The 21,732-nt window shown below is 35.7% G+C and carries 21 protein-coding genes; 18 read left to right on the top strand and 3 right to left on the bottom strand.

Annotation, left to right across the window (positions count from 1 at the left end):
* The first annotated feature begins 3 nt into the window (after positions 1-3).
* The 11 genes from EG346_RS19525 to EG346_RS19475 all read left to right on the top strand — a co-directional run bounded on the left by EG346_RS19525 (position 4) and on the right by EG346_RS19475 (position 13,824).
* A complete protein-coding gene (locus EG346_RS19525; protein ID WP_123880930.1) occupies positions 4-741 on the top strand; it encodes a hypothetical protein in 738 nt (245 codons plus the stop codon).
* Between the two features lie 156 nt (positions 742-897).
* Entirely contained in the window at positions 898-1,341 is a 444-nt protein-coding gene (locus EG346_RS19520; RefSeq protein ID WP_123880928.1) for a transposase, read from the top strand.
* A 283-nt stretch (positions 1,342-1,624) separates the two neighbouring features.
* Positions 1,625-4,396, top strand: a complete 2,772-nt coding sequence (locus EG346_RS19515) for a polysaccharide lyase family 8 super-sandwich domain-containing protein (RefSeq protein WP_123880927.1) — start codon at positions 1,625-1,627, stop codon at positions 4,394-4,396.
* Between the two features lie 31 nt (positions 4,397-4,427).
* Positions 4,428-5,861, top strand: coding sequence for a helix-turn-helix transcriptional regulator (locus tag EG346_RS19510; RefSeq protein WP_123880925.1), 1,434 nt, complete (start codon positions 4,428-4,430; stop codon positions 5,859-5,861).
* 176 nt (positions 5,862-6,037) lie between these two features.
* Positions 6,038-6,781 (top strand): phage tail-like protein, encoded by a 744-nt coding sequence (locus EG346_RS19505; protein WP_123880923.1) that lies wholly within the window; start codon positions 6,038-6,040, stop codon positions 6,779-6,781.
* 4 nt (positions 6,782-6,785) lie between these two features.
* The gene (locus EG346_RS19500) at positions 6,786-7,556 is read left to right on the top strand and encodes a phage tail-like protein (protein WP_123880921.1); all 771 of its coding nucleotides are present in this window, start codon (positions 6,786-6,788) and stop codon (positions 7,554-7,556) included.
* A gap of 4 nt (positions 7,557-7,560) precedes the next feature.
* Entirely contained in the window at positions 7,561-8,397 is an 837-nt protein-coding gene (locus tag EG346_RS19495; protein WP_123880919.1) for a phage tail-like protein, read from the top strand.
* A 423-nt stretch (positions 8,398-8,820) separates the two neighbouring features.
* Complete coding sequence (locus tag EG346_RS19490) at positions 8,821-9,162, top strand: helix-turn-helix domain-containing protein (protein WP_123880917.1); 342 nt, start codon at positions 8,821-8,823, stop codon at positions 9,160-9,162.
* Between the two features lie 374 nt (positions 9,163-9,536).
* Positions 9,537-10,766 (top strand): aspartyl protease family protein, encoded by a 1,230-nt coding sequence (locus tag EG346_RS19485; protein ID WP_123880915.1) that lies wholly within the window; start codon positions 9,537-9,539, stop codon positions 10,764-10,766.
* Between the two features lie 614 nt (positions 10,767-11,380).
* Positions 11,381-12,262 (top strand): ABC transporter ATP-binding protein, encoded by an 882-nt coding sequence (locus EG346_RS19480; RefSeq protein WP_123880913.1) that lies wholly within the window; start codon positions 11,381-11,383, stop codon positions 12,260-12,262.
* Complete coding sequence (locus EG346_RS19475) at positions 12,259-13,824, top strand: hypothetical protein (protein WP_123880911.1); 1,566 nt, start codon at positions 12,259-12,261, stop codon at positions 13,822-13,824. The genes EG346_RS19480 and EG346_RS19475 overlap by 4 nt, the downstream gene beginning before the upstream one ends.
* A gap of 65 nt (positions 13,825-13,889) precedes the next feature.
* On the opposite strand, the gene EG346_RS19470 is transcribed toward EG346_RS19475, so the two are convergent.
* Positions 13,890-14,378: a hypothetical protein gene (locus tag EG346_RS19470; RefSeq protein ID WP_123880909.1), complete on the bottom strand. Its 489-nt coding sequence runs from the start codon at positions 14,376-14,378 to the stop codon at positions 13,890-13,892.
* Positions 14,379-14,853: 475 nt separating this feature from the next.
* On the opposite strand from EG346_RS19470, the gene EG346_RS19465 reads away from it, so the two are divergent.
* A complete protein-coding gene (locus EG346_RS19465) occupies positions 14,854-15,045 on the top strand; it encodes a cold-shock protein (protein ID WP_073330934.1) in 192 nt (63 codons plus the stop codon).
* Positions 15,046-15,488: 443 nt separating this feature from the next.
* On the opposite strand, the gene EG346_RS19460 is transcribed toward EG346_RS19465, so the two are convergent.
* The gene (locus tag EG346_RS19460; protein WP_123880908.1) at positions 15,489-16,172 is read right to left on the bottom strand and encodes a hypothetical protein; all 684 of its coding nucleotides are present in this window, start codon (positions 16,170-16,172) and stop codon (positions 15,489-15,491) included.
* 425 nt (positions 16,173-16,597) lie between these two features.
* On the opposite strand from EG346_RS19460, the gene EG346_RS19455 reads away from it, so the two are divergent.
* Positions 16,598-16,966 (top strand): hypothetical protein, encoded by a 369-nt coding sequence (locus EG346_RS19455; protein ID WP_073330930.1) that lies wholly within the window; start codon positions 16,598-16,600, stop codon positions 16,964-16,966.
* A 41-nt stretch (positions 16,967-17,007) separates the two neighbouring features.
* Here EG346_RS19455 and EG346_RS19450 read toward each other — a convergent pair whose 3' ends face one another.
* Positions 17,008-17,655, bottom strand: coding sequence for a hypothetical protein (locus EG346_RS19450; RefSeq protein ID WP_073330927.1), 648 nt, complete (start codon positions 17,653-17,655; stop codon positions 17,008-17,010).
* Between the two features lie 152 nt (positions 17,656-17,807).
* Here EG346_RS19450 and EG346_RS19445 point away from each other — a divergent pair, with 152 nt between their 5' ends.
* From EG346_RS19445 to EG346_RS19425, 5 genes are all read left to right on the top strand, one after another.
* Entirely contained in the window at positions 17,808-18,380 is a 573-nt protein-coding gene (locus EG346_RS19445) for a C40 family peptidase (RefSeq protein WP_181876075.1), read from the top strand.
* Between the two features lie 24 nt (positions 18,381-18,404).
* Positions 18,405-18,731: a LytR/AlgR family response regulator transcription factor gene (locus tag EG346_RS19440; protein WP_073330925.1), complete on the top strand. Its 327-nt coding sequence runs from the start codon at positions 18,405-18,407 to the stop codon at positions 18,729-18,731.
* Between the two features lie 308 nt (positions 18,732-19,039).
* A complete protein-coding gene (locus EG346_RS19435) occupies positions 19,040-19,411 on the top strand; it encodes a DUF2255 family protein (RefSeq protein ID WP_123880905.1) in 372 nt (123 codons plus the stop codon).
* Between the two features lie 139 nt (positions 19,412-19,550).
* Entirely contained in the window at positions 19,551-20,363 is an 813-nt protein-coding gene (locus tag EG346_RS19430) for a 2,3,4,5-tetrahydropyridine-2,6-dicarboxylate N-succinyltransferase (RefSeq protein WP_073330919.1), read from the top strand.
* A gap of 124 nt (positions 20,364-20,487) precedes the next feature.
* On the top strand, positions 20,488-21,585 hold the full coding sequence (locus tag EG346_RS19425; RefSeq protein WP_123880903.1) for a glycosyltransferase family 4 protein: 1,098 nt from the start codon (positions 20,488-20,490) through the stop codon (positions 21,583-21,585).
* Positions 21,586-21,732: the final 147 nt, after the last annotated feature.

Here is a 21,732-nt window from a genome sequence, read left to right as displayed (position 1 = left end):
AAGATGAAAACTACAATAAAATTATTTACAATAGTCTTAGGATCTTTTTTTTCCTGTACGACTGCTCAAGTGGGAATTAATACCGCATCGCCTACAAAAACTTTAGATGTAAATGGTAATATGCGTATAAGAAATGTGAATCCAATGGCTGGATCTAGCGTACTTACTCTGGATAGTAATGGCAATATTTATAAAGCAGATGGAGTGAAGCTATCTCCGGCTTTAGGAGAGATAAAATACGGAATGCAAAAAACAGATCATGCAGGCTGGTATTTATTAGATGGAAGGGCTACGGCTACTATTAGTTCTGTAATCGCCCGAAATAATGCTATAACATTATATGGCTCAGTATTACACGATTCAAGAAACAGGTATCTAAAATATACTGGTGGGTCTGTAGGAACCGTTGGTGGTAATAATACCTATAATTTAACACAATCAAACATGCCTAGTTATAGTGTAATAAGCGGAATAACAGGTAGTGCTGGAAATCATGATCATACAGCAGACGATCAGTATCTTGATTTTCCTGGTACCACCAATTCTTTTAGTGGTACAAGTACTCTATCAGGTGGTTTTGCTAATTTTTATTTTACCCTTACCTCTACAAGTTCTAGTACCTCTACAAATATATGGAATCATAGTCATACAGCAAGTGGCAGCACTGGGGGTTCCGGTCAGGCATTTTCAGTTGAGCCTGCCTATATTACTGCCAATGTTTTTGTATATCTAGGTCAATAGCAATCAGATATTCTGCAACATTCATGTGATTTAAAAAATCAATACTTATCAAAACAATACTATACGGCTGGAAATTGATCGGGTATAGTATTGTTTTAATCCAATTGCTGAATCAAAAAATAGAACATTGTAGTAAGAACATAAAAAAATAAGGGAATGAATACTCATTTTAAGGATATTAATATTGGACTATTAATTAAACAAAGAGTCAATGAGCTGGAAATAGAGCCGCAACGTATTTGTAATTTTCTTCAGTGTAATGAGTCTGAGGTGGAAGCTATGTTTTTGCAAAAAGATTTGCCGACTGATATTGTTTTAAGATGGAGCAAGCTATTGAAATTTGATTTTTTTAGAATTTATTCACAACATCTTATTCTATATTCTCCACCTGCTAAAGCTGTGGAAGTTCAATCATTTAGTCAAAGTATCAAATCACCCGGTCTTCCTGAGTTTAGAAAAAATATATACACTGTTGAAGTGATAGAATTTATTCTGGAACTTATAAGAACAGGTGAAAAGACAAGGCATGACATCATCAATGATTACCATATCCCTAAAACGACTCTGTACAGGTGGCTAAACAAATATGCAGATAAATAGATTTGTCGTTTAATTTCAACCAAAAATTGAAATTATATGACTACGAGAGCATAAAGGATATCCCGGATTATCATAGGAAACATCACCTTAATAACACTCCGTTGGCGAAGTATTTTAAATTAAGCCGTAATACGGTGGCCAGATGGAGAGAGGATGTTTTTTCAAGACTCGGGTAAAAACATAAAACTCAATACATGTATTTTTTTTGATGACTATCATCGTACTGTAAGAGGTTCAATAACAATCAGCAGACATCTTTAATTGAAATCTTAAAATTAGAATTATGAAAAAAGCTTTAACATTATTGTTTGTTTTTTTATTAGGAATTGGCAACACGATTGATGCTCAAAACGCAGCAATTAATACAATCGGAGATCAATACAGGAATTGGCTTGTTGGTGAAAATGCAGATTACAGTAACAGTTTGGTAAATACCCGATATAACAGTTTCAAAAATTCAGGAATACAAGCACTTAATTTGTCCCAGTATGATTTTGATCATCCAGGAAATATCTGGGACTTTTCTGTAGATGCCGATAAAGATGAGTTTTTCAATAGTACCGAAAAATCCCTTATCCGTCTTGTTTATCTGTATAAGATTCAGGGCTCTGCCGCCTCACCCAATCTTTATTATAATAGTGCTGCTGTCAAAGAAGATATTCTGAAAATCTTTAAATATATTGAAGACAAAGGCGTCTCCGCATCGACCAACTTTGAATATGAACTGTTGGCAGACAATGAAGAGGTCGTGACAAGCCATTACGGTATTGCGCTGAGATCTTCTGCCTATGCTACAGCAATCCTGCTTATGAAAAATGAACTCAAAGCTGCGGGAAAGTTCAGCCATCATATGGGTGCTCTCAATGGGATTACCACTTTTTTATCTCCTGAATTTCCTTATTTTAATTTTACCTATCCCGGCTATAACAGTGATGTCATACGAGCATCGGTCCAGCAAAGGTTTTGCTATGTATTAGCTCAGGAAGATACAGAGTCCTCCAGGGTAAACAACATGAATCATCTGAAAAATTTCATCAATAATGCTCTCCTTATTGCCAATGGCTGGGCAGATGCTATAAAGCCGGATTATATTACTTTTCACCACAGAGGAGCTTATTCCAACTCCTATGGAATAGATGCTCTACACCAGGCCTCCATTCTTAATATGATGTTGAAAGGCTCACCTTATGAGCTGAACAGTATAGCCCGGCAAAACCTTAAAAAAGCCATCCTTAATTACAGAACCTTCAGTAAAGATTTTACAATGCCTCAGGGACTCGCAGGACGTTTTCCCTTTACAACAGCGTCATATAATATTTTGAGACCCGCTTTGGCTTATCTTTATATTTCGAGCCCTGTAGAAAATGCAGATGCTGGAAAAGAATTCATGCGGCTCTGGAATATTTCCGGTGATGCCAACAACAGACTGGTAAGAGAAAATAGTGTAAGCATCAATCTTATACATTCCTTAGGTGGGATACAAAATATCTCTGATGTCGTGAATGCAGGTTTATCTCCCTTACCTGAACTCACCTCAGGGACATTTGGTTTTCCGTATGCAGGACTGAGTGTTCATAAATTCAATGGCTGGCAGATCAGTGTCAAAGGAACCAGCAAAAACATATGGCACTTCGAAAACGGACCTTCAGAAAACCGCTTCGGAGCTTATACTTCCGCGGGTGCTACGGAAATTCTTACTCAGGGAAACCCTTTTTTAGTCAATGACGTTGCCCTACGGTATAACGGCTGGGATTGGAGTCATATTCCGGGAACAACAGTTGCCAGTGTTCCGTTTGATATTCTGGCAGACTATACCATGAGACAGATGAATGGGAAAAACTTTCTGGCTCATGCCCATATGGCTCATAACAATGGCGTTTTTGCTATAGATTATAAAGATGCCAATTCACTGACGGGAATGACAGCGCTTAAAAGTTATTTTTTCTTTGGAGATAAAATCCTGTGTTTGGGCTCTGATATTAAAGATAATGCAGGCAGTTATCCAATTCATACCACCTTATTTCAAACGTTGATTGTAAATCCAGCGGATACTAATTGGGTAAACGGGAGCACAGCCTCAGGTACTGATTATAATTTTAATACAACCGGAGGCGGACTATGGGCCACTGATTCGTACGGAAACGGCTATGTCATACCCAATACCACCTACAACAATAATTCAGTTACTGTAAAACGAAGCATTCAAAACTCTCCTAATCAGGCCAACACCGGAAGTACAACAGGCAGCTTTGTAAAGGCATTCATTGATCATGGTATCGCTCCGCAAGCCTCAACCTATCAATATGCTATTCAACTGCAGGGTGGGGCTGCAACCGGAAATTTTCTGAGCAATTTTAATGCTATTTTCTCTGTTCTGAAGCAGGATACACAGGCCCACATCGCATTATATATTCCGGAATCAATCTATAACTATGTGATATGGGATGCTACAACAACATTTAATTATGATGTGCTGGAAAAATCAGATAAACCAGCTGTCATTATGACTCAAAAAACGGATAACAATACAAAATTAAAGATGAGCCTTACCAATCCGGGATTAGGTCTGCTTGCCCCTAACGAATCCTATACTTTTGGGCAGATCAGCAATACGGCTTCCAGGCTGCACAGAGTCCCCCAAAGTGAAACAGTTACTGTGAAATTGGCGGGTCTTTGGGAAATAGACATTCTGAATCCTAATGTAAGCCTTCAGACTGCCGGAGGATCTACCAATGTTTCATTTGTTACCAAAAACGGTTTTACAGAGCAGGTTTCTTTGAAGCAGATTCAGACTTTATCGGTTTCATCAGTTGGAAAGAAAAGTCGCTACAGAGTTTTTCCTAATCCTGTAACAGATTGGGTATACATCATCACTAAAGATAAAATGCCGATTTCCGGTAGAATGAACATGTATGACAGCATTGGTAATAAGATGGAACAGAACGTTATGGTAGAAATTTCAGAGAATAAAGCTGCGTTTGGTCTTAAAAACTTACCGACAGGTATCTATTTTATACAGATAGGAGATGAGTCCTTTAAAGTGTTAAAAAAATAAAGAGTGTGGTGTAGAATAAAAAAGCAAAAAAATGAATTGTAAAATGATCCTATTACTGATCTGTCTCTTATCTGTTTCACTTGTTAAGGCGCAGAATTATACCATTTTTCAAATAGACAGCATACAAGTCGATGGATACAGCAGATTGATCAGATTGGGGAGCTACAGGCAGATTATTTTGCAGGAACTGGACCTCATTAAAAGAGCAAAGGAAATTCATTACGATAAGGGTGAAATCACGGCATATCTTAATTTAGCCATAGCGCTACGTATAACAAATGACAGTAAGAACAGTTTTCGTTTTCTTGAAATTGCGGAAAAAAAGCTACAGAATTTTGAAGATGACGAATTGAATTCACGTCTTGCTTTTTTTTATGGAACCAATTACCATTCATTAGGTCTTTACAGGCAGGCAATTCAAAGTTTTGACACATCAATTAAGGTAGCTCATAAAATTAAAGACCAAAAGATAAGGGAAAAGAGAATATATGATAACTATGACTGGAAGCTCTCTTCATTTAGTAATTTACATATGATGGATTCTGTATATGTTTATGAAAGAAAGTGTATGAGATTTCCCAAACCTATGTTGTTTATTACAATAGCGAAAAGACATTTAAAAAATGGCAATATAGATTCTGCATATTACTACGTCCATAAGGCAAATGATCTTCTCCTGACAAAAAAGGTTTCTATTGAAGGAAAGGCAAATGTTTTGCGTGCATTTGGGGAATTATCTATTGCGAAAAAAGAATATAAACAAGCGGTGGCCTACCTTGATGCCTCTCTTGAAATAACCCAAAAAATAGGACTGAAAAAAAGAAATCTCGAATCCTATAAATTGATGTCAGATGCTTACAGGCATCTTGATAATACAGAGAAAGAAAATGAATATCTGTTAAAATATACGCAATTGAAAGACAGTCTCACACAGGAAGAAAGAAATATTTTAGATATTCCTATATCCAAGTTTCTTGATGATCAGGAGGAAAAGGACCGGAAGGACCGGGTTGTCCTATATTGTATAATTATCTTGATCTCTGTAAGTATATGTATTGTCATTTTTGTCTTTTATAAAAAATCATCCACCATAAAAACACAGGCGGAAGCCAAACTTCTTTTAGAAAAAAATCAGAATGAAAGCCTTCAGCAGAAGATCAATGAATCATTTACTGAACTCTTAAAAATGGCAAAAGATAACAATCCTCAATTCTGGACCCGCTTTCAGGAAGTATATCCTGATTTTTTGGGCAAAATGCTTGAAGTTAATACGAATTTGAAAATTTCAGAACTCACCTATTGTTCTTATATCTATCTTGGTTTTTCAACCAAAGAAATAGCGGAGTATACCTTCAAAGCGGTAAAAACCATTGAGAATAACAGATATAATCTTCGGAAAAAACTGAATTTATCTCCTGATCAGGATCTTGCCATCTGGATGCGAAGTTTTATTAATGGTTTGTAATCGGTTGGTTGTTAGTGTTTTTCTTATTAGAGGGCCTCTTGGGGCCCCGTTTTTTTTAAAAATACTGACCTTATTACTTTATTTGTAATTCAATTCTAATTGGTAGATCCATTATGTATTTCGAATGTGAAATGATAAAGCATAGGATGATAGCAATGAAATAAACAAATGAAAAAATGAAAAAAAAATTATCAATGCTCTGTCTATTGGCGGGAGCATCAGTTTACTCGCAAATTGGCATAGGGACTTCTTCTCCCAAAGCAACGCTACACATAGAGCCAAGCAGTATTACAAATCCTACAGGACAGGACGGTATTTTGATTCCCAGAATGAACAAGTTTCCAAATTCTGCAGTCGCAAAAGGACAGCTTATCTACATGTTTAACAATACAAATACGACTATTCTTGATGGTCTTTATATCTGGAACGGGGTATTATGGGATTATCTGGTAAGAGCGCCCTACATCATTACACAAGATGATAGTTTATACAACGCACAGGGGGAAGGATTCAGTTTGGGATCTACCAATTCGAACAGTGAACAGTCTGTCCTGTTCAGCAGCATTGTTCCACTGAACCGGGACGGGTTTTCATTGTCCACTAATAAGCTGCGGATTGGCAAGAAAGGATCCTACTACATCAGCTTTTCTTCTGGATTGAAGACAACTTCTCCCGCACCTACCAGAGCTACTTTTTACTTTCAGTTAAAAAGAAATGGAAGCACCGTGATCTCCACAAGCAGTTCAATTCCTGTAGAAAGAATAAGCGGCAGTAATATTGTCATGGCTGATATAGTAAGTCTTTCTGCAGGTGATGAAATCACCGTAACCGTTACAAAACCAAGTGAAGCTTCAACATCCAATATCACGTATTCAGGTTTTGGAAACAATGCCCTTACATTAACCTATTTACACGAATAAAATCATGAAAATTACTTTTATCCTGATATCTTTCCTATATTCATCATTTCTGTTTTCACAGGCAGGAAATATAGGCATTAATACTCCTTTACCTAAAGCGAGGTTGGATATTTCAGCAAAATCAACAATAAATCCTGAAAATTCTGCAGGAATGTTATTTCCGACTGTAACAAAATTTCCGACTGTTGATCCCGGAACGGACCAAAATGGGATGCTGGTCTATCTGGACAGTGCTTTAACACCGAATCTCGGGGCTTCCGGACTGTATTTCTGGGATCACAGCAACAATAGATGGCAGTTTATCTATCAAACTAAAGTATTGACCAATAATTTGTTTAAAGTAGTCTATTCAGCCTCCCCGGCTTTTAGTTCGATTCAGCAACCTAATGTCTGGTATAAAACAAGTTTTAATAGTATTGACACGCCTGATCCTAATTTCAAAATCAATACCAACGGAGATATTGTAATAGGATCAACAGGGACCTATTCCATAATTTTTACCGGAGGTATTAAGACAGAGGCCTCATCAACCTTTGGTGTCAGAGCAGAAATCGGTATTTTTAAAAATACCGATACCAGTCCTACATTTTCTACCCAGGTTGTATTAACTGTTCCGGATAATTTGTATCGATCAACTAATACGATTATTACAGGGGTTATTTCACTTATCAAAGGTGACATTATTACAATTAAGACAAGACAAACAAATTTTGTTGGTAGTAACCCAACCGTTCCGGCTACAAATTACTCTCTTATATTATCAAATTTAAATTAAGATTATGAATAAGCTGACTTTTATCTTCGCAATATTTTTACTCATTGTTTTAAATGGTAAATGCTTTTCGCAGATTGGCATCAATACGGGAAGTCCCAGATCAACTCTTGATGTAAAATCTTCGAATCCTTCGAATCCTAAAAATAATGAAGGAGTTATCATCCCCAGAGTTACCTCACTCAATACTTCCGGAATTAAAGAAAAAGGAATTCTGGTATTTTTAGATGCCGAAAATCTCGCTACCCAGGCTATTGAAAAGGGGTTTTATTTTTGGGATGGCGTAAAATGGGTTGCGCTGTTTGCAATGAATCAGGAAATTTCCAATAGAACCATTGTTTTTGCCAACTTAAAAAATAATTTTGATGAAGGCGCTTATACCTTGTCTACGTCAGAGTCAGATACCAGAAATTTAGGCTTTTTAGCCGGAAGTGTAAAACCATCTTCTGCCGCTTCGGTCTACACCGTGAATAGTAACGGAGAGCTGATCATAGGAAAAAAAGGCTATTATGATATTTCCGGTATAATCACCATGCGGGCTGCCGGCACAGATGTATTTAGAAGGGATACTTATGAATTTTCACTTTTTAAGAATGGAGGGGCTACCAATATTAAAACAGTAAATGGTTTTCCGGCATTAACACTTGGTGCTGGAACTCAAAGCTCTGATACGACCGTTGGAAGTATTATGGCAGGCGTTTTATATTTAAATCAAAATGACCGCCTTAAAATACAGATCTTCAGATCTAATGAAGGCGTAACTGGTGGGTCAGGAACCACTCAAACAACAAGTCCAATCCAGGAGAGCTCTACTGTAACGCTTCGTTATATGGGAGATTTTTAATTGCGTGTAACCCTTTTTTCTAGACAGGAATATATATATCCAGACTTTTATTGGTAAATGAAATTTAGATCCCATTGTTTTATCAGGAATTCAAATTCAAAAAATTAAAACACAATGTTCACTATACCAACAGTCTAAAATAATGGTGTGCATATTCAATTGAAAGATTTTAATATGGGTTACTGTCTCGAAGAAGATTTGCTTAACAAGAAATAAAGCTAATTAGTGTTTGTGTTTTTTTTACTGCGGGGAATGTAAAATTGAAAAGTTTTTTTCAGATAATATTCTCACTATCTTATTTTATATTCTCCGCATGTTAAATAGAGTGTCAATCCTTTATCTGATTAAAGTAACAAAATATCCGGTTTTCCGGATGCTGTAAACCCATCTGCAGGAGAAAAAAAGTTTAAAAAAAAATCGACAATGAAAAACCATACGAAAACAAATAAAAGCCCGGATTACAAAAAAATTTATAGTGATATTCTGCAGATTTTACATCCTGAAAGAAAGGAAGATTGTAAATCATTGATGTCCAAAGCTATTTTTTCAGTGCAGGATGTTATTAAGATTAATGCCATTATTTTTGGAAAAAGAGGAAATACTAATTTCTCTCAAAATCAAAAACACCGGTCGTATGATCGGTCAACAATTTTAGAAATTCTTGAATATCAGAAAAAAAATAAATTAAGCAATATACAGCTGGCTAACCATTTTAGTCTTAGCCGGAATACAGTCAGCAGATGGAGAAAAATATTTAATGGGTGATTGCGTATTAGCCGGCATTACAGCTTATCTTTTACGAAAGAATGAGATCATTTGAGAAACCAAACTTAATACATATATAGCGTATAATCCGTTTTCTCAACGCCTTTTCTCAAAACTCTCATGATTTATTCAGAATCTAAAATCATATCAATAAGGCAGAGTTATACCAAATTTTGGTAAAAATATACCATTACAGGCCTTTTATTCTTTATAAATTTATTCACTGATATATCTTGAATTGCATATTTTTATTTCATGCCTGATCCACCAGTGAAAAAAGGCATAATGAGATGTTGATAACCTTGAATTGATGTATATACGATAGCTTCTCTACATATAGTATTTGATAATTAACACACAGAACTTTAAAATAAATGATTAATCTAATTTTTAAATTGTATTTTATTCTCGCATTGTTACTTGTGGCAATGCCAGGAAAATTAAAAGCACAAAATTCTGATAAGGACAAAGAATTTAACCGTATTCTCAATCTGGGAGAAGTTCAGATAGAAAAAGATGAAACTCTTCCAATAGAGATCATCGATGACATGATTGTTATTAAAATCAAAGTGAACGGAGTAGAAGAATCTTTTCTCTGGGATAATGGTTTCTCTACATCAGCCCTGGACCTAAGCATTCAAGATAAAGTCAAACTTACTAGTGTACCTTCATTGAAAGATTTTGATGCCAGGGATGGTAATGCTGTATTTGTCAAAATGAACATAAAATTAGCAGACAAAGTTGAGTTGGGTAATGTAACAATCACGAATACACCCTTTACAGATGTGGATTTTTCTAAAATGATTGGCAAAGTGAAAATTAAAGGAATTCTGGGTTCATCCATTATCAGAAAACTGAATTGGAGGTTTGATTTTGATCATAAAAAAGTAACTGTTTCCAGGAACACTTTTGCTGTACAGGGGACTGTCCTTCCTTTCGAAATAGATCCCTACAATAATTATAAAATTCTTTTCGGGGTTAATTTTCGTATGGGGGTAGCACAGATTGACTTTGGTTATAATGGAGATACTATAGAAATGCCAATGCAGGCTTTGCCGATTTTTGGAAAAACTAAAAAATCTGTCACAATCGGGAGTCTCACCTCTTCAGTAAGTGGTATTTCGAAGGTTGATACTACATATACTATTAAAGAATTTGATTATAGAATAGGAGATAGTATCACCAAATTAAAAGATCCTGTAAAAATATTGCTGACAAATAAGGGCAGACCGGTAATCGGAAACCGTTTTTTCCGCCATTATAATATCTGCTTAAACAATTCAGCAGGAAGCATGATATTAACGCCCAGAACAACTTCTATTAACAATTATCCGGAGAAGACATATGGTTTTTCTATTGCCATTCAAAATAATAAGTTTGTAGTAGTTGCTATCACAGATAATCCTAATGTTATACGATATCCAGAGCTCAGGTTAAACGATGAATTTGTATCGATTAATGGCAAATCAGTTGACGACTTTATCTATGTATCTGATTTTAGGTTACTATTGATAGAATCTTTGTTAGCCAATAAATCCATTAAAGTGGTCAGGAAGGATGGTAAGGAATTTTTGCTTTCACCAGAGGAAGATATTTATAGATAAGGTTGTACAAACAGACAATAATCATTTTTTATGTCGGGAGAATATTAACAGATCAATTGTACTTGCTCAAGTTATACGGAATAATCAGATTTATTTTTCTGCATTTAAATTAAGCGGTATAGCAATATATAAAAACACAAAAATTTAACAGTATACGATGATGAAAGAAAAGAATATTTTAAAAATAATTAATATAATCTTTCTGTTTTTAAGTTTTTTTTATAGCATTTACGATCAGCATTTAAATCCTAAGATTGTTGAATTTATTACCGGGACTTTAGGTTGGTAAAAAGTAGATTTTATAATGCCTCCAAAATATATTACGCAGTCATATAGATATTACAATAATGATGTAAATTAATTGTTGAAAGATATAAAAGAAAGATGCTCAAAAGATTGTTAAAACAAGCAATTTTTAATCTAATATCAATTTATTTTTTTCATTTTCCAGTAAGGATAAGAATGATCGAAAACCTTTTCAGGTAAGCTTTTAAATAAAGAAAGATCTTTTGATACAATTATAATAGAGAGTGCATGTCTTTTTTTTTAAAATCACTTATCTCTATATATAAAATGCTGAAAAACAAACAACTTACAGTACAAAAATATTAATAATGCAACTTGAAATTAAAATACTCACCAAGATGTTTGGTAAAGGAATGGTAGGACTTTCAGACTTTTCCATCATCATTGAAAAAGGAGTGTTAGGACTTCTTGGACCTAACGGAGCAGGTAAATCAACTTTAATGAAAATTATTGCTACCATAAGCAAACCCACTTACGGGAGTGTATTACTGGACGGTGAAGACATCGTTAAAAATCCGGATCTGATCCGAAAAATCTTAGGATATCTTCCGCAGGATTTTGGGGTATATCCGAATCTCAATGCTTATGAGTTTCTGAAATATATAGCGGCAATGAAAGGAGTTGGCGGGGCAGGTCTGAATAAACGTATTGATATGCTTTTGGAAGGTGTAAATCTTATTGCAGATGCAAAACGACCTATTGGTACCTATTCCGGGGGAATGAAGCAGAGAATAGGGATTGCCCAGGCGTTACTTAATGATCCCAAAATACTTATTTTCGATGAGCCAACAGTAGGTCTTGATCCTGAAGAAAGGGTGCGTTTCCGTCAGTTAATTTCAGAAATGGCCGGTGATGCTATTGTCATCCTCTCCTCACACATTGTTTCTGATATAGAAACAGTAGCCGATGAGGTCGCTATCATCAAAAGCGGAATGCTGATCGAAAAAAATACAGCTCCGGAAATGATCAGTAAAGTAGAAAATAAAATTTTTGAAATTGCCCTTTCCCAATCAGAGGTTGAGAGGTTTAAATCACAATATCTGGTGGTGAATACCACCAGACAATCGGACAAAATGTTGCTAAGGTATATTTCAGGTACCCATCAGCCGGCAGCAAATTCCAGACCTGTTAATGCAACGCTGGAAGATGCCTACCTGTTTTTAACAAAAACTCAACCGTACATACGATGAGAAATTTATACAATATCATCATGGGAGACTATCTGCAGCGCAGCCGTAGTTATGCCTTTCTCATCACGCTAGCTGTGACAATCTATGCGGCGCATTCTTTTGTGCCGTTGCCTGAGGCAGGCTATACAACGTTGACGATCCCAGGATATAGAGGGGTTTACAATTCAGCCTGGGCCGGACATATTTCGGCATTAATGAGTACGGTTATTTTATCCCTTTTTGGATTTTACCTGATCAACGGGGCTATCAAAAAGGATATTGATACAAAAGTGGGGTTAATTATTGCCTCTACTTCCGTTACCAATTTCGGCTATATTTTTGTGAAATTTCTTGGTAACCTGATGGTGTTGCTTACCATTTCCATGATAGCTCTTCTCGTAGGCATTCTTATGTTTCTTATTCAAAACTCAGGATATCCTTTCCATATAGGAGATTTCTTGCGGCCGTACTTTTACATGGTGGTGCCTTCCTTAATTATAGTTTCAGGATTGGCAATATTAGCGGAGGTTTTTTTAAGCCGGAAAACAATTCTTCAAAATGTACTGTACTTTTTTATCTTCACTTTTATGCTATCTGGGATGATGGAAAAGAATGATCAGCATGGTTCCAGTATACGGGACGGTTTTGGGATGGGAATTGTGACGAATAGTATTAAGGATCAGGTAAATGAACAGTTTAATGAAAATATCGATGGAGTATCTCTTGGCTATACAATCAATAAAAAAGAAAGTTTCAGGACTTTTGAGTGGAAAGGGGTTTCATGGAATACGTCGTATGTACTCAGCAGAGCAGTATGGATAGGATTTACTTTACTATTAGTGTATATTTCATCTTTTTTCTTTCACCGCTTCGATTTTAAACAAGCAATGAAAAGCAGTCCGGTTCTGAAGATTCCACAAGAAAGATCAGCCGCGATTTCTTATGCAGGGTTTCAAAGATCTGCACTACCACCTGTAACGCCGGATTACGGTATTTATTTATTTTTAAAAACAGAATTATTACTGATGGTAAGGAAAGATTCCAAATGGCTCTGGCTCTTGAATATTGGTTTATGGGTGGCTATGTTATTTGCTCCATTGGCGATTGCCTATGTTTTTTTGCTTCCTGCTCTGCTTTTTCTGCAGGTGAACAGAATATCAGATCTGACCACTAAAGAAGTCACAAACAGACTGTATTACTTTACGTTTGCCTCATATAAACCACTACAAAGAATGCTTCCAGCTCAGATTCTTGCCGTACTAGGTCTGCTCACCATATTGGCATTACCCTTGATCTTACGTTTATTACTAAACGTTAATTTTATATCGGTCATACAGGTTTTAAATGGAGTGGTATTTATTATAGCTTTAAGTGTGTTTTTGGGGATTCTAAGTGGTGGGAAGAAGCTATTTGAAATCCTGTTTTTTCTACTGACTTATGCTGCTTTTCAGGCTCCTCAGATAAATTATCTGGGAACAATCGGAGAAACCAATTATGCAATACTTCCAATTCTGTTGGGAACCAGTATTTTGTTATTGATTTTTAGTTTCATGATAAGAAAAAGTCAGATAAGAAATGTATAAATTAAAATTTGAAATAAGAAAGGACCGAAGTAATTTCAGTCCTTTAATTTATTTTAAAATTTTTATTATTTATCCACCTGAGCCGGGTCCAGAGGAGCATCAATTTTGGTATAAGTACCCGCTATACTGGCTCCGCCTGAACAGTAAAAATGTAAACCATCTTTATCCTGAGGATTTTCAGTATCGATAGTTACTGAGGTTTCATTAAAAGTAAAAATTACATTTTTTCCATTAAGCATTGCATGATATACGCCTTCCTTTGTTTTTGTTGCTTCTGCATCAAGCGTACAGCTTGGCTTTTTCTTGTCCGCACGGGATCTTATCTTAACAGATATTTTGTTGTCATCCATATTTTGAATGATAACTCCTACCCAGTCATAACCTTCTTTTCTTTTTTCGTAGTCCGCAGTGGCATAACTTCCATCAACCATCATTTTAGGGGTTGCGGTTTGTTCAACAGGCACCGGGGTTTCATTTTTAACAGGTTCTTTTGTACAGCTGTTGAAAGCTAACATGATACTTCCGGATACTACTAATGTTTTTAGGATACTCATATATTTTAATTTACTTATATCGCATCAAAAGGCTTACCAATACTGCTCATCCCATTGTTTTTTTATCCATACAATCTTTATAAAACGAAAAGGGAAGTGGTCGTCTAATAAAAAAGAACACCTTATCTCTATTGCAAATTTTTAAATTAATTTGTAGTAAAATCAAAAAAATACTTGTTTTCAATAAATTAATTGTATATTTGTAAAATAATCAGGCTCCTGCCGACGCTTATTCTGAAACTTTTGAGTTCATCTCATTGATCAGTCTTCGCTTTTTCAGCCGCTAAGTTTGTTACCAATATAACGGGTGAAGTACCTTTTTTCCACTTGAATATCAATCAGGTCTCTAAAAATATCAACATCATTTCTTGTTCACAAATCGATTTATTATTGTTTTGATGGAAACATTATCTCAATAATGGCTACGGCCAGAAACATTTTATCAACGAATACAATAATTTTATAATACAATACAATGCAACAAGGAACAGTAAAATTCTTTAATGATGCCAAAGGTTTTGGTTTTATTACACCTTCAAATGGCGGTCAGGATATCTTCGTACATTCATCTGGTTTAAAAGATGATATACGTGAAAATGACACTGTAACATTCGATTTAGAAAACGGTAAAAAAGGCGTTAACGCAGTTAACGTACGCGTAGCATAAATTAAGAAGGAAAGTTAAAATCTTTCTCTCTATTAAAAGCAGCAGATAACATTAAGTTGATCTGCTGCTTTTTTTATATACCTGTATAAGCAAAACATTTAGTCTGATTATTCATCCAATGGCAACCGATAGAACCACTATAAAATGAGAAAAATTATAATATCAATGGCCATCGTCCTGTAGGGTTCCTGCAGATGTCAGCAAAAGCAGAATAATTTAAGATGGTTCTCTATGGAGGAGGAAGAGTCGTCGCATTACAGCCAACGGACGAAAGATATAAAGCTTATCTTTCATCGATTCATGCCCGGACATATTCAGGTTTCATTTCTTCTGCATAAAAAAGAATGCAGCAATGAACTCACCCCATACGATAATGGTTAGTAAAACAAAATAGCTGCATTTTTGATGCAGCTATTTTTATTTCTTTAAAAAAGAATCTGTTTCTAGTTACTTTTTGAGCGGGATACAGATAAAAGATAGACCATATGGGCAAACATACTTCTTTTCACTGATTCTATTTTAATATCACCAGTGGCCTGATTAATAGTAGTCACAAGATCTGCATTACATTGACCCGAAAAACTACCAGTTCCCAAATAGTTAGCGGAATTGGCAGTAGGATAGGAGATTCTGGGATAGTCGGGTGCTACCTGCTCAGCAGCTGTTGTTCCTCCCACATAGCCTTTATTATCGATAAAACGGGAAGCCCAGGTTCCTAAAAACTGTCCGTTAATCGTGTTGATGGTTTGTCCCACTATAATCTGAGTATCTATAGCGCGGGTAAAACCTGCGCAGGTACTGTAATGATTTACCGTAATCGCACAGGAAGATGCATTATCTGTCGGCTGAAAACATTGTCCTTCATAAACGGTCAGTCTTTGCTCATCAGCAGAAGTGGAAGTATTCAATAATGCTTTTGGAGAAAAAATTTCTTCCGGTGCGATCAAAGTTAAAACTCCCTGTGGATCTGCTGCAACAATTTTTCTGTCAGCATTGGCTAAACCTCGTACTCTAACCAGTCCGTTGACATCTAAAGTGTGAGAAGGTGCAGTAGTGTTAATCCCTACCTGTGACTTGATGCTACTGAAAAAGGCGACAGCAATAAAAAAAATAAGTCTTGTTTTCATATGATTATTGGGTTTTAGTGACTTTTATATTTTTCACTAAATTAAGAAATATTTGCGATTGTGAAAGTAAATTTCGTTTAAATTACAAATGATAGAATAAAAATAATTTATATTGAAATAATTGAGTGAAATAAACACATTATTGTAATAGTATGCCAATCGTGTGGTGTGTTGTTGTTTTTTGACAGCTTGCACGTCCATTCATTGGTTGTATTTGGGAAATAATTGTATTTTAGCCAAAATATGCTATTAATTCATAAAAATATAAACAGCTGATTAAAATTCAGATAATCTGAATGAAAAAATTAGTAGATTTGCACGGAACAAGCCCGAAAACAATAAACATTAATTCATTATTCTATTCAAAAGTGGGAAATGAATAGCTAACAATAAAATTTGATTTGGTTATAAAACTATTAGAAACTATGAAGAAACTTTTTTTACTTCTTTTCACAGCTTTTTTATTTATCGGATGTAGTTCTGATGATGACACTATTTATGATTATATAGGAACATGGTCAGGAAAGTATACGGGAAGCGATGACGGAACCTGGAACCTTGTAGTAGCCAGCGACGGAAAAGTAACCGGAACGATGCACTCTACCGTTAATGACGAAAATTATAATATTTCCGGAAATTTAACGGATACCGGTGATCTTACTGCTGTAATCGGGCTTCCTGACGATGGAGAATTCAAAGGAACCCTTTCAAGAGAGAAAAAAGGAAACGGAAACTGGTCAAACGCTGTTCCCACCCCTGCAAGATATGGGACCTGGACAGGAGACAAGAAATAAAACAGAAAGCCTGCAGATTCATCCCTGCAGGCTTTTTTTATTTAGATAAATCCCATATGGGTAATTTCTTCCTTATACTTAATGACTAAAAAGTAGAGCAGAAGCCTGTCATCTGAAAAATGCTTTTTAAAAGGAATGAGTGTTTCCTTTTCAGCAGAAAGTCTTTCTTCAAAATACTCCCCCGAATATACTTCAAGATCAGGCTGAATGGTGATGATTGCCATGTTATCAGCCGGAATTGGGTGACCTAAATTCAAAATCCGGTTTTCTTTATCCTCCGAAACGAAAATGTCCGGAGAGATATTTTCCTTTTTTCCAAATCTGAATGCTCTAAGCAGCTTTAATCCTTCCGGCGATATAAGACCGTTTTGCACCGTTCTTTTTCCCCTGGCCGAAACCACATCAAGATCCTTAATAACGGTCATCAGCTTTGCAAATTTCTGATAGAGGAGGGGATCACCCGATTCCTTACTATAATTTTCAATACAACTCCGTATTGTTTTTCCTGATTTGGAACAATGTCCGAATTCCGAACTGTTCTGCCTTACTTTCTCATAAGAAGGACTCTTTTTGAACGCCGTTTTATTAAATCCGCTTTTTTTCCGCACCACATTTTTCCCGTTCAGGCTGTAAAAAACCAGATCGCCTACACTTCCGTTTATTTTTATTAAACTTTCATAGGTTGCCATATTGTGAAATTGAATTCAAATATACTAATAAATAAAGAAAATCAATATTTTAACATACATTTATCATATAGTTCTAGTATACTTGTTATATAATTTAAATATAAAATGTATATTTGTTTATAATTAGTTACTTCATTTAAAATCAGATGACTATGAGACCGGGATTATTTGAAAAAAACTTAAGAATAAAGCAGTTTTCAGTTCTGCTGATTGCCTCTGCGATCGCCGTTTCCTGCGGATCATCTAAAAGTGTATCCTCTAAAAAAAATACAGGAAGTAAAACAGTGGTAAAAGCTGAAAACCTCCGAAAACTGGATTCTAAATTTGATGGCAAAATTTCAAGATCCGTCAGTGATATTCTGAAAGATGCTGAAAAGTATATCGGAGCACCTTATAAATTCGGTGGGAATACCTCTTCTGGTTTCGACTGTTCCGGATTTACTGTGAAAGTTTTTGAAGAAAATGATTTCTCACTGCCCCGCAGGTCTTCCGATCAGGCCGATGCCGGTCAGAAAATTGATATTAAAGAAGTGAAACCCGGCGACCTTTTATTTTTCGCTACCGCAGGAGGAAGCAGAGTTTCTCACGTAGGTATTGTTCATGATATAGGAGCTGACGGAGAAGTGAAATTTATCCATGCTTCCACTTCAAAAGGAGTGATAATATCTTCGCTAAATGAAAAATACTGGAATAAAGCTTATCTCCACGCTCAAAGAGTTTTATAAAGTATTATTTAAACTGATCATTGAATGGAAAACCGAACCTTTGCCTTTATTAAAACAGATAAAAAACTGGTAAAACTTTTCTTTAAAGACATTACCATTATCAAAGGTTTGGGGAATTATGTGGAAATTAATACCACATTCAATAAAAAATACATCTACTACAAAGCCCTTAAAGATTTAATCGAAAGTCTTCCCGATGAATTCATGAGGGTCCACAATTCTTACATTGTCAATTTAACCAATATTGAATATTTTGAAGACAACCAGCTGGTATGCCAGGATCAGAAAATTGCCGTGGCGAAAAGTTATAAGGATTGTCTGATTACAACGCTCCATAAAATGATGCTCTGAAAAAAATAAGCAGCGGGAATCTACTATTCCATATAACCTGTAATTAAAGCCATGTCAAGGTTTTAAACCTTGACATGGCTTTTTGATGTTTAACGAATATTGAATATTTCAAGATAATCAGCTTGTATTTCAGAATTAAAAAATTGCAATAGTCAAAAGCTATAAAGAATGTCTGATTACAACACTCAACAAAATGATGCTCTGAAAAGGAAACACCAGAAAATCGCCAATCCAAATAATATTTACTTTAAGCTGAATAATAAATTGGGCAGGAATTTTTATTCATTTTAGATTCGTAAAAAAAGACAATGAACAAAGACTTAGCATTGGATTACATCAACCGCCATAATATTATTGAAATAAAGGCAGGACAACACCGAACTACCTTCCTCGAGATCTGGATGGTTATCGTAAACGACAGAATTTTTGCAAGATCCTGGGGACTGGCAGAAAAAAGCTGGTATCATACTTTTTTACAAGATCCCATAGGACAGATTAAATGTGGAAAAGAAATATTCAATATAAAAGCTGTTGTCCCGGATGATATTACAGATCTTACTCCGGAAATTAATACCGCTTATTTAACAAAATATAATACTGGTTCAAATCTTCGGTATTCACAGGGAATTATTCAGCAAAAACACGTTGAAAAGACCATGGAATTCATTATTTGGGAATAATATTCGAAAATCAGAAAGGAAATAATTCGCATGGAGTGCGCTCGGCAGAACTTGTATACTAAAACAATCTTTTGTACTTTTGACCTTCAAAACTGCGGGAAGCTGCAGCGATTATTTATACTAAAATCAAACAAGAAACATGTCGTTACAACAAACTATTGAAAACATTTGGGATAATAGAGATTTATTACAGAACGAAGACAGCAAGAAGGCGATAAGAGAAGTTATTTCTTTATTGGATTCAGGAGAACTTCGTGTAGCTGAACCTACAGAAAACGGATGGCAGGTAAATGAATGGGTAAAGAAAGCCGTAGTAATGTATTTCCCGATCCAGAAAATGGAAACTATTGAAGTAGGTCCGTTTGAATTTCATGACAAAATTCCTTTGAAGAGAAATTATGCTGAAAAAGGAGTAAGAGTTGTACCGCATGCCATCGCAAGAGAAGGATCTTTCGTAGCTTCAGGTGTTATTTTGATGCCTTCTTACGTCAATATCGGTGCTTATGTAGATTCAGGAACGATGGTAGATACCTGGGCGACTGTAGGAAGTTGTGCACAGATCGGTAAAAACGTTCACCTGAGTGGTGGTGTTGGTATCGGTGGGGTATTAGAGCCGTTACAGGCAGCTCCTGTGATCATTGAGGACGACTGTTTCATCGGTTCAAGATGTATCGTTGTAGAAGGGGTTCATGTAGAAAGAGAAGCGGTATTGGGAGCTAATGTCGTATTGACTGCTTCCACAAAAATTATTGATGTGACAGGTGATGAGCCTGTTGAGATCAAAGGAAGAGTTCCTGCGCGTTCAGTAGTAATTCCCGGAAGTTACACCAAACAATACCCGGCTGGTGAATACCAGGTTCCGTGTGCATTGATCATCGGTCAGAGAAAAGAATCAACAGATAAAAAAACATCTCTTAATGATGCTTTAAGAGAGAATAATGTAGCGGTATAAGCTGTGTTTTCTCTAAATTTTAAAGATTGATTTTTAAAATTTATAAAATAAACCCTGAATAGTCATTTAGGGTTTATTTTATTGATACCTTTAAACCGTTAAAAAAGCTTATTAAAACATGGATATGAAGATTGCCTTCGACGCAAAACGTTTTTTTCATAATACGTCCGGACTGGGCAATTATTCAAGAGATCTCGTCAGGATCCTTTCTCACTACTATCCTGAAAATGAATATCTACTACTGAACAAAAACAGTTCAGAACGGGGAAAAGAGATTCTTGAAAAACCCAATGTCCGATTTGTGGAAACTTCAAGAGGAAAATTTTCCCGACAGTTTAAAATGGGTAAAGACGCCCAAAAAGAAGGCGCTGAAATATTCCATGGCCTGTCTGGTGAACTGCCGTTGAAATGGGGCAAAGAACCCATTAAAAAAATAGTGACGATACACGATCTGATCTTCATGAGATATCCACAGTACTATTCCTATTTTGACCGTAAAATACACCTGTGGAAATTTAAAAAAGCAGCCATTTCAGCAGATAAAATCATTGCCATTTCAGAACAGACCAAAAGAGATATTATCACCTATCTGAAAGTTCCCGAATCGAAAATTGAGGTGATTTATCAGGGCTGTCATAAAGCTTTTAAAGAACAGCAGTCGGAGGAATGTATTCAGGCCGTAAAAGAAAAATTCAACCTTCCGGAACGCTATATTCTGAATGTAGGAACTATCGAAGACCGAAAGAATCTTTTAAGTATCGTTAAAGGAATCAATGAAACAGAAATTCCATTAGTTGTAGTCGGTAAAAAGACCAGTTACTATAAAAAAGTAGAAGCTTTCATCAGAAAAAACAAAATGGAAAAACAGGTGATTTTCCTGGAAGGTGTTTCTATGGATGAGCTGGCAGTGATCTATAAACTGGCCGATATTTTTGTCTATCCCAGCTTTTTCGAAGGCTTTGGAATCCCTGTCATAGAAGCGCTTTTCTCAAAGACGGTGACGATTACCAGTAATACAAGCTGCCTGCCGGAAGCGGGAGGGGACAACTCCGTTTACATCAACCCCGGAAATGATCTTGACCTGGGCGCCAAGATAAAATTTCTTTGGGATAATGAATCCGAGAGGAAACGCCGTGCAGAAAAGAGTTTCACGTTTGTTCAGAAATTTAATGATGAGCCTATAGCCGCTCAGTTGATGCAACTCTACAAAAAAAATCTGTAAAAAAACTTTGCAGTTTAAAAATAAGTCCTACATTTGTAGCATAATTCAAAACAATGAAACCGAATTTTTTAACACTTCATCATTATCATCATCATCTCTGCTAAGACGGAATTGATTGATATAAACATGTGTTAAAATCAAAAATAA

The sequence above is a fragment of the Chryseobacterium carnipullorum genome (assembly GCF_003815695.1).
GTDB lineage: Bacteria > Bacteroidota > Bacteroidia > Flavobacteriales > Weeksellaceae > Chryseobacterium > Chryseobacterium carnipullorum.
The sequence above is the reverse complement of the archived record's forward strand: the minus strand, read 5'-3'. Positions and strand labels throughout refer to the sequence as shown.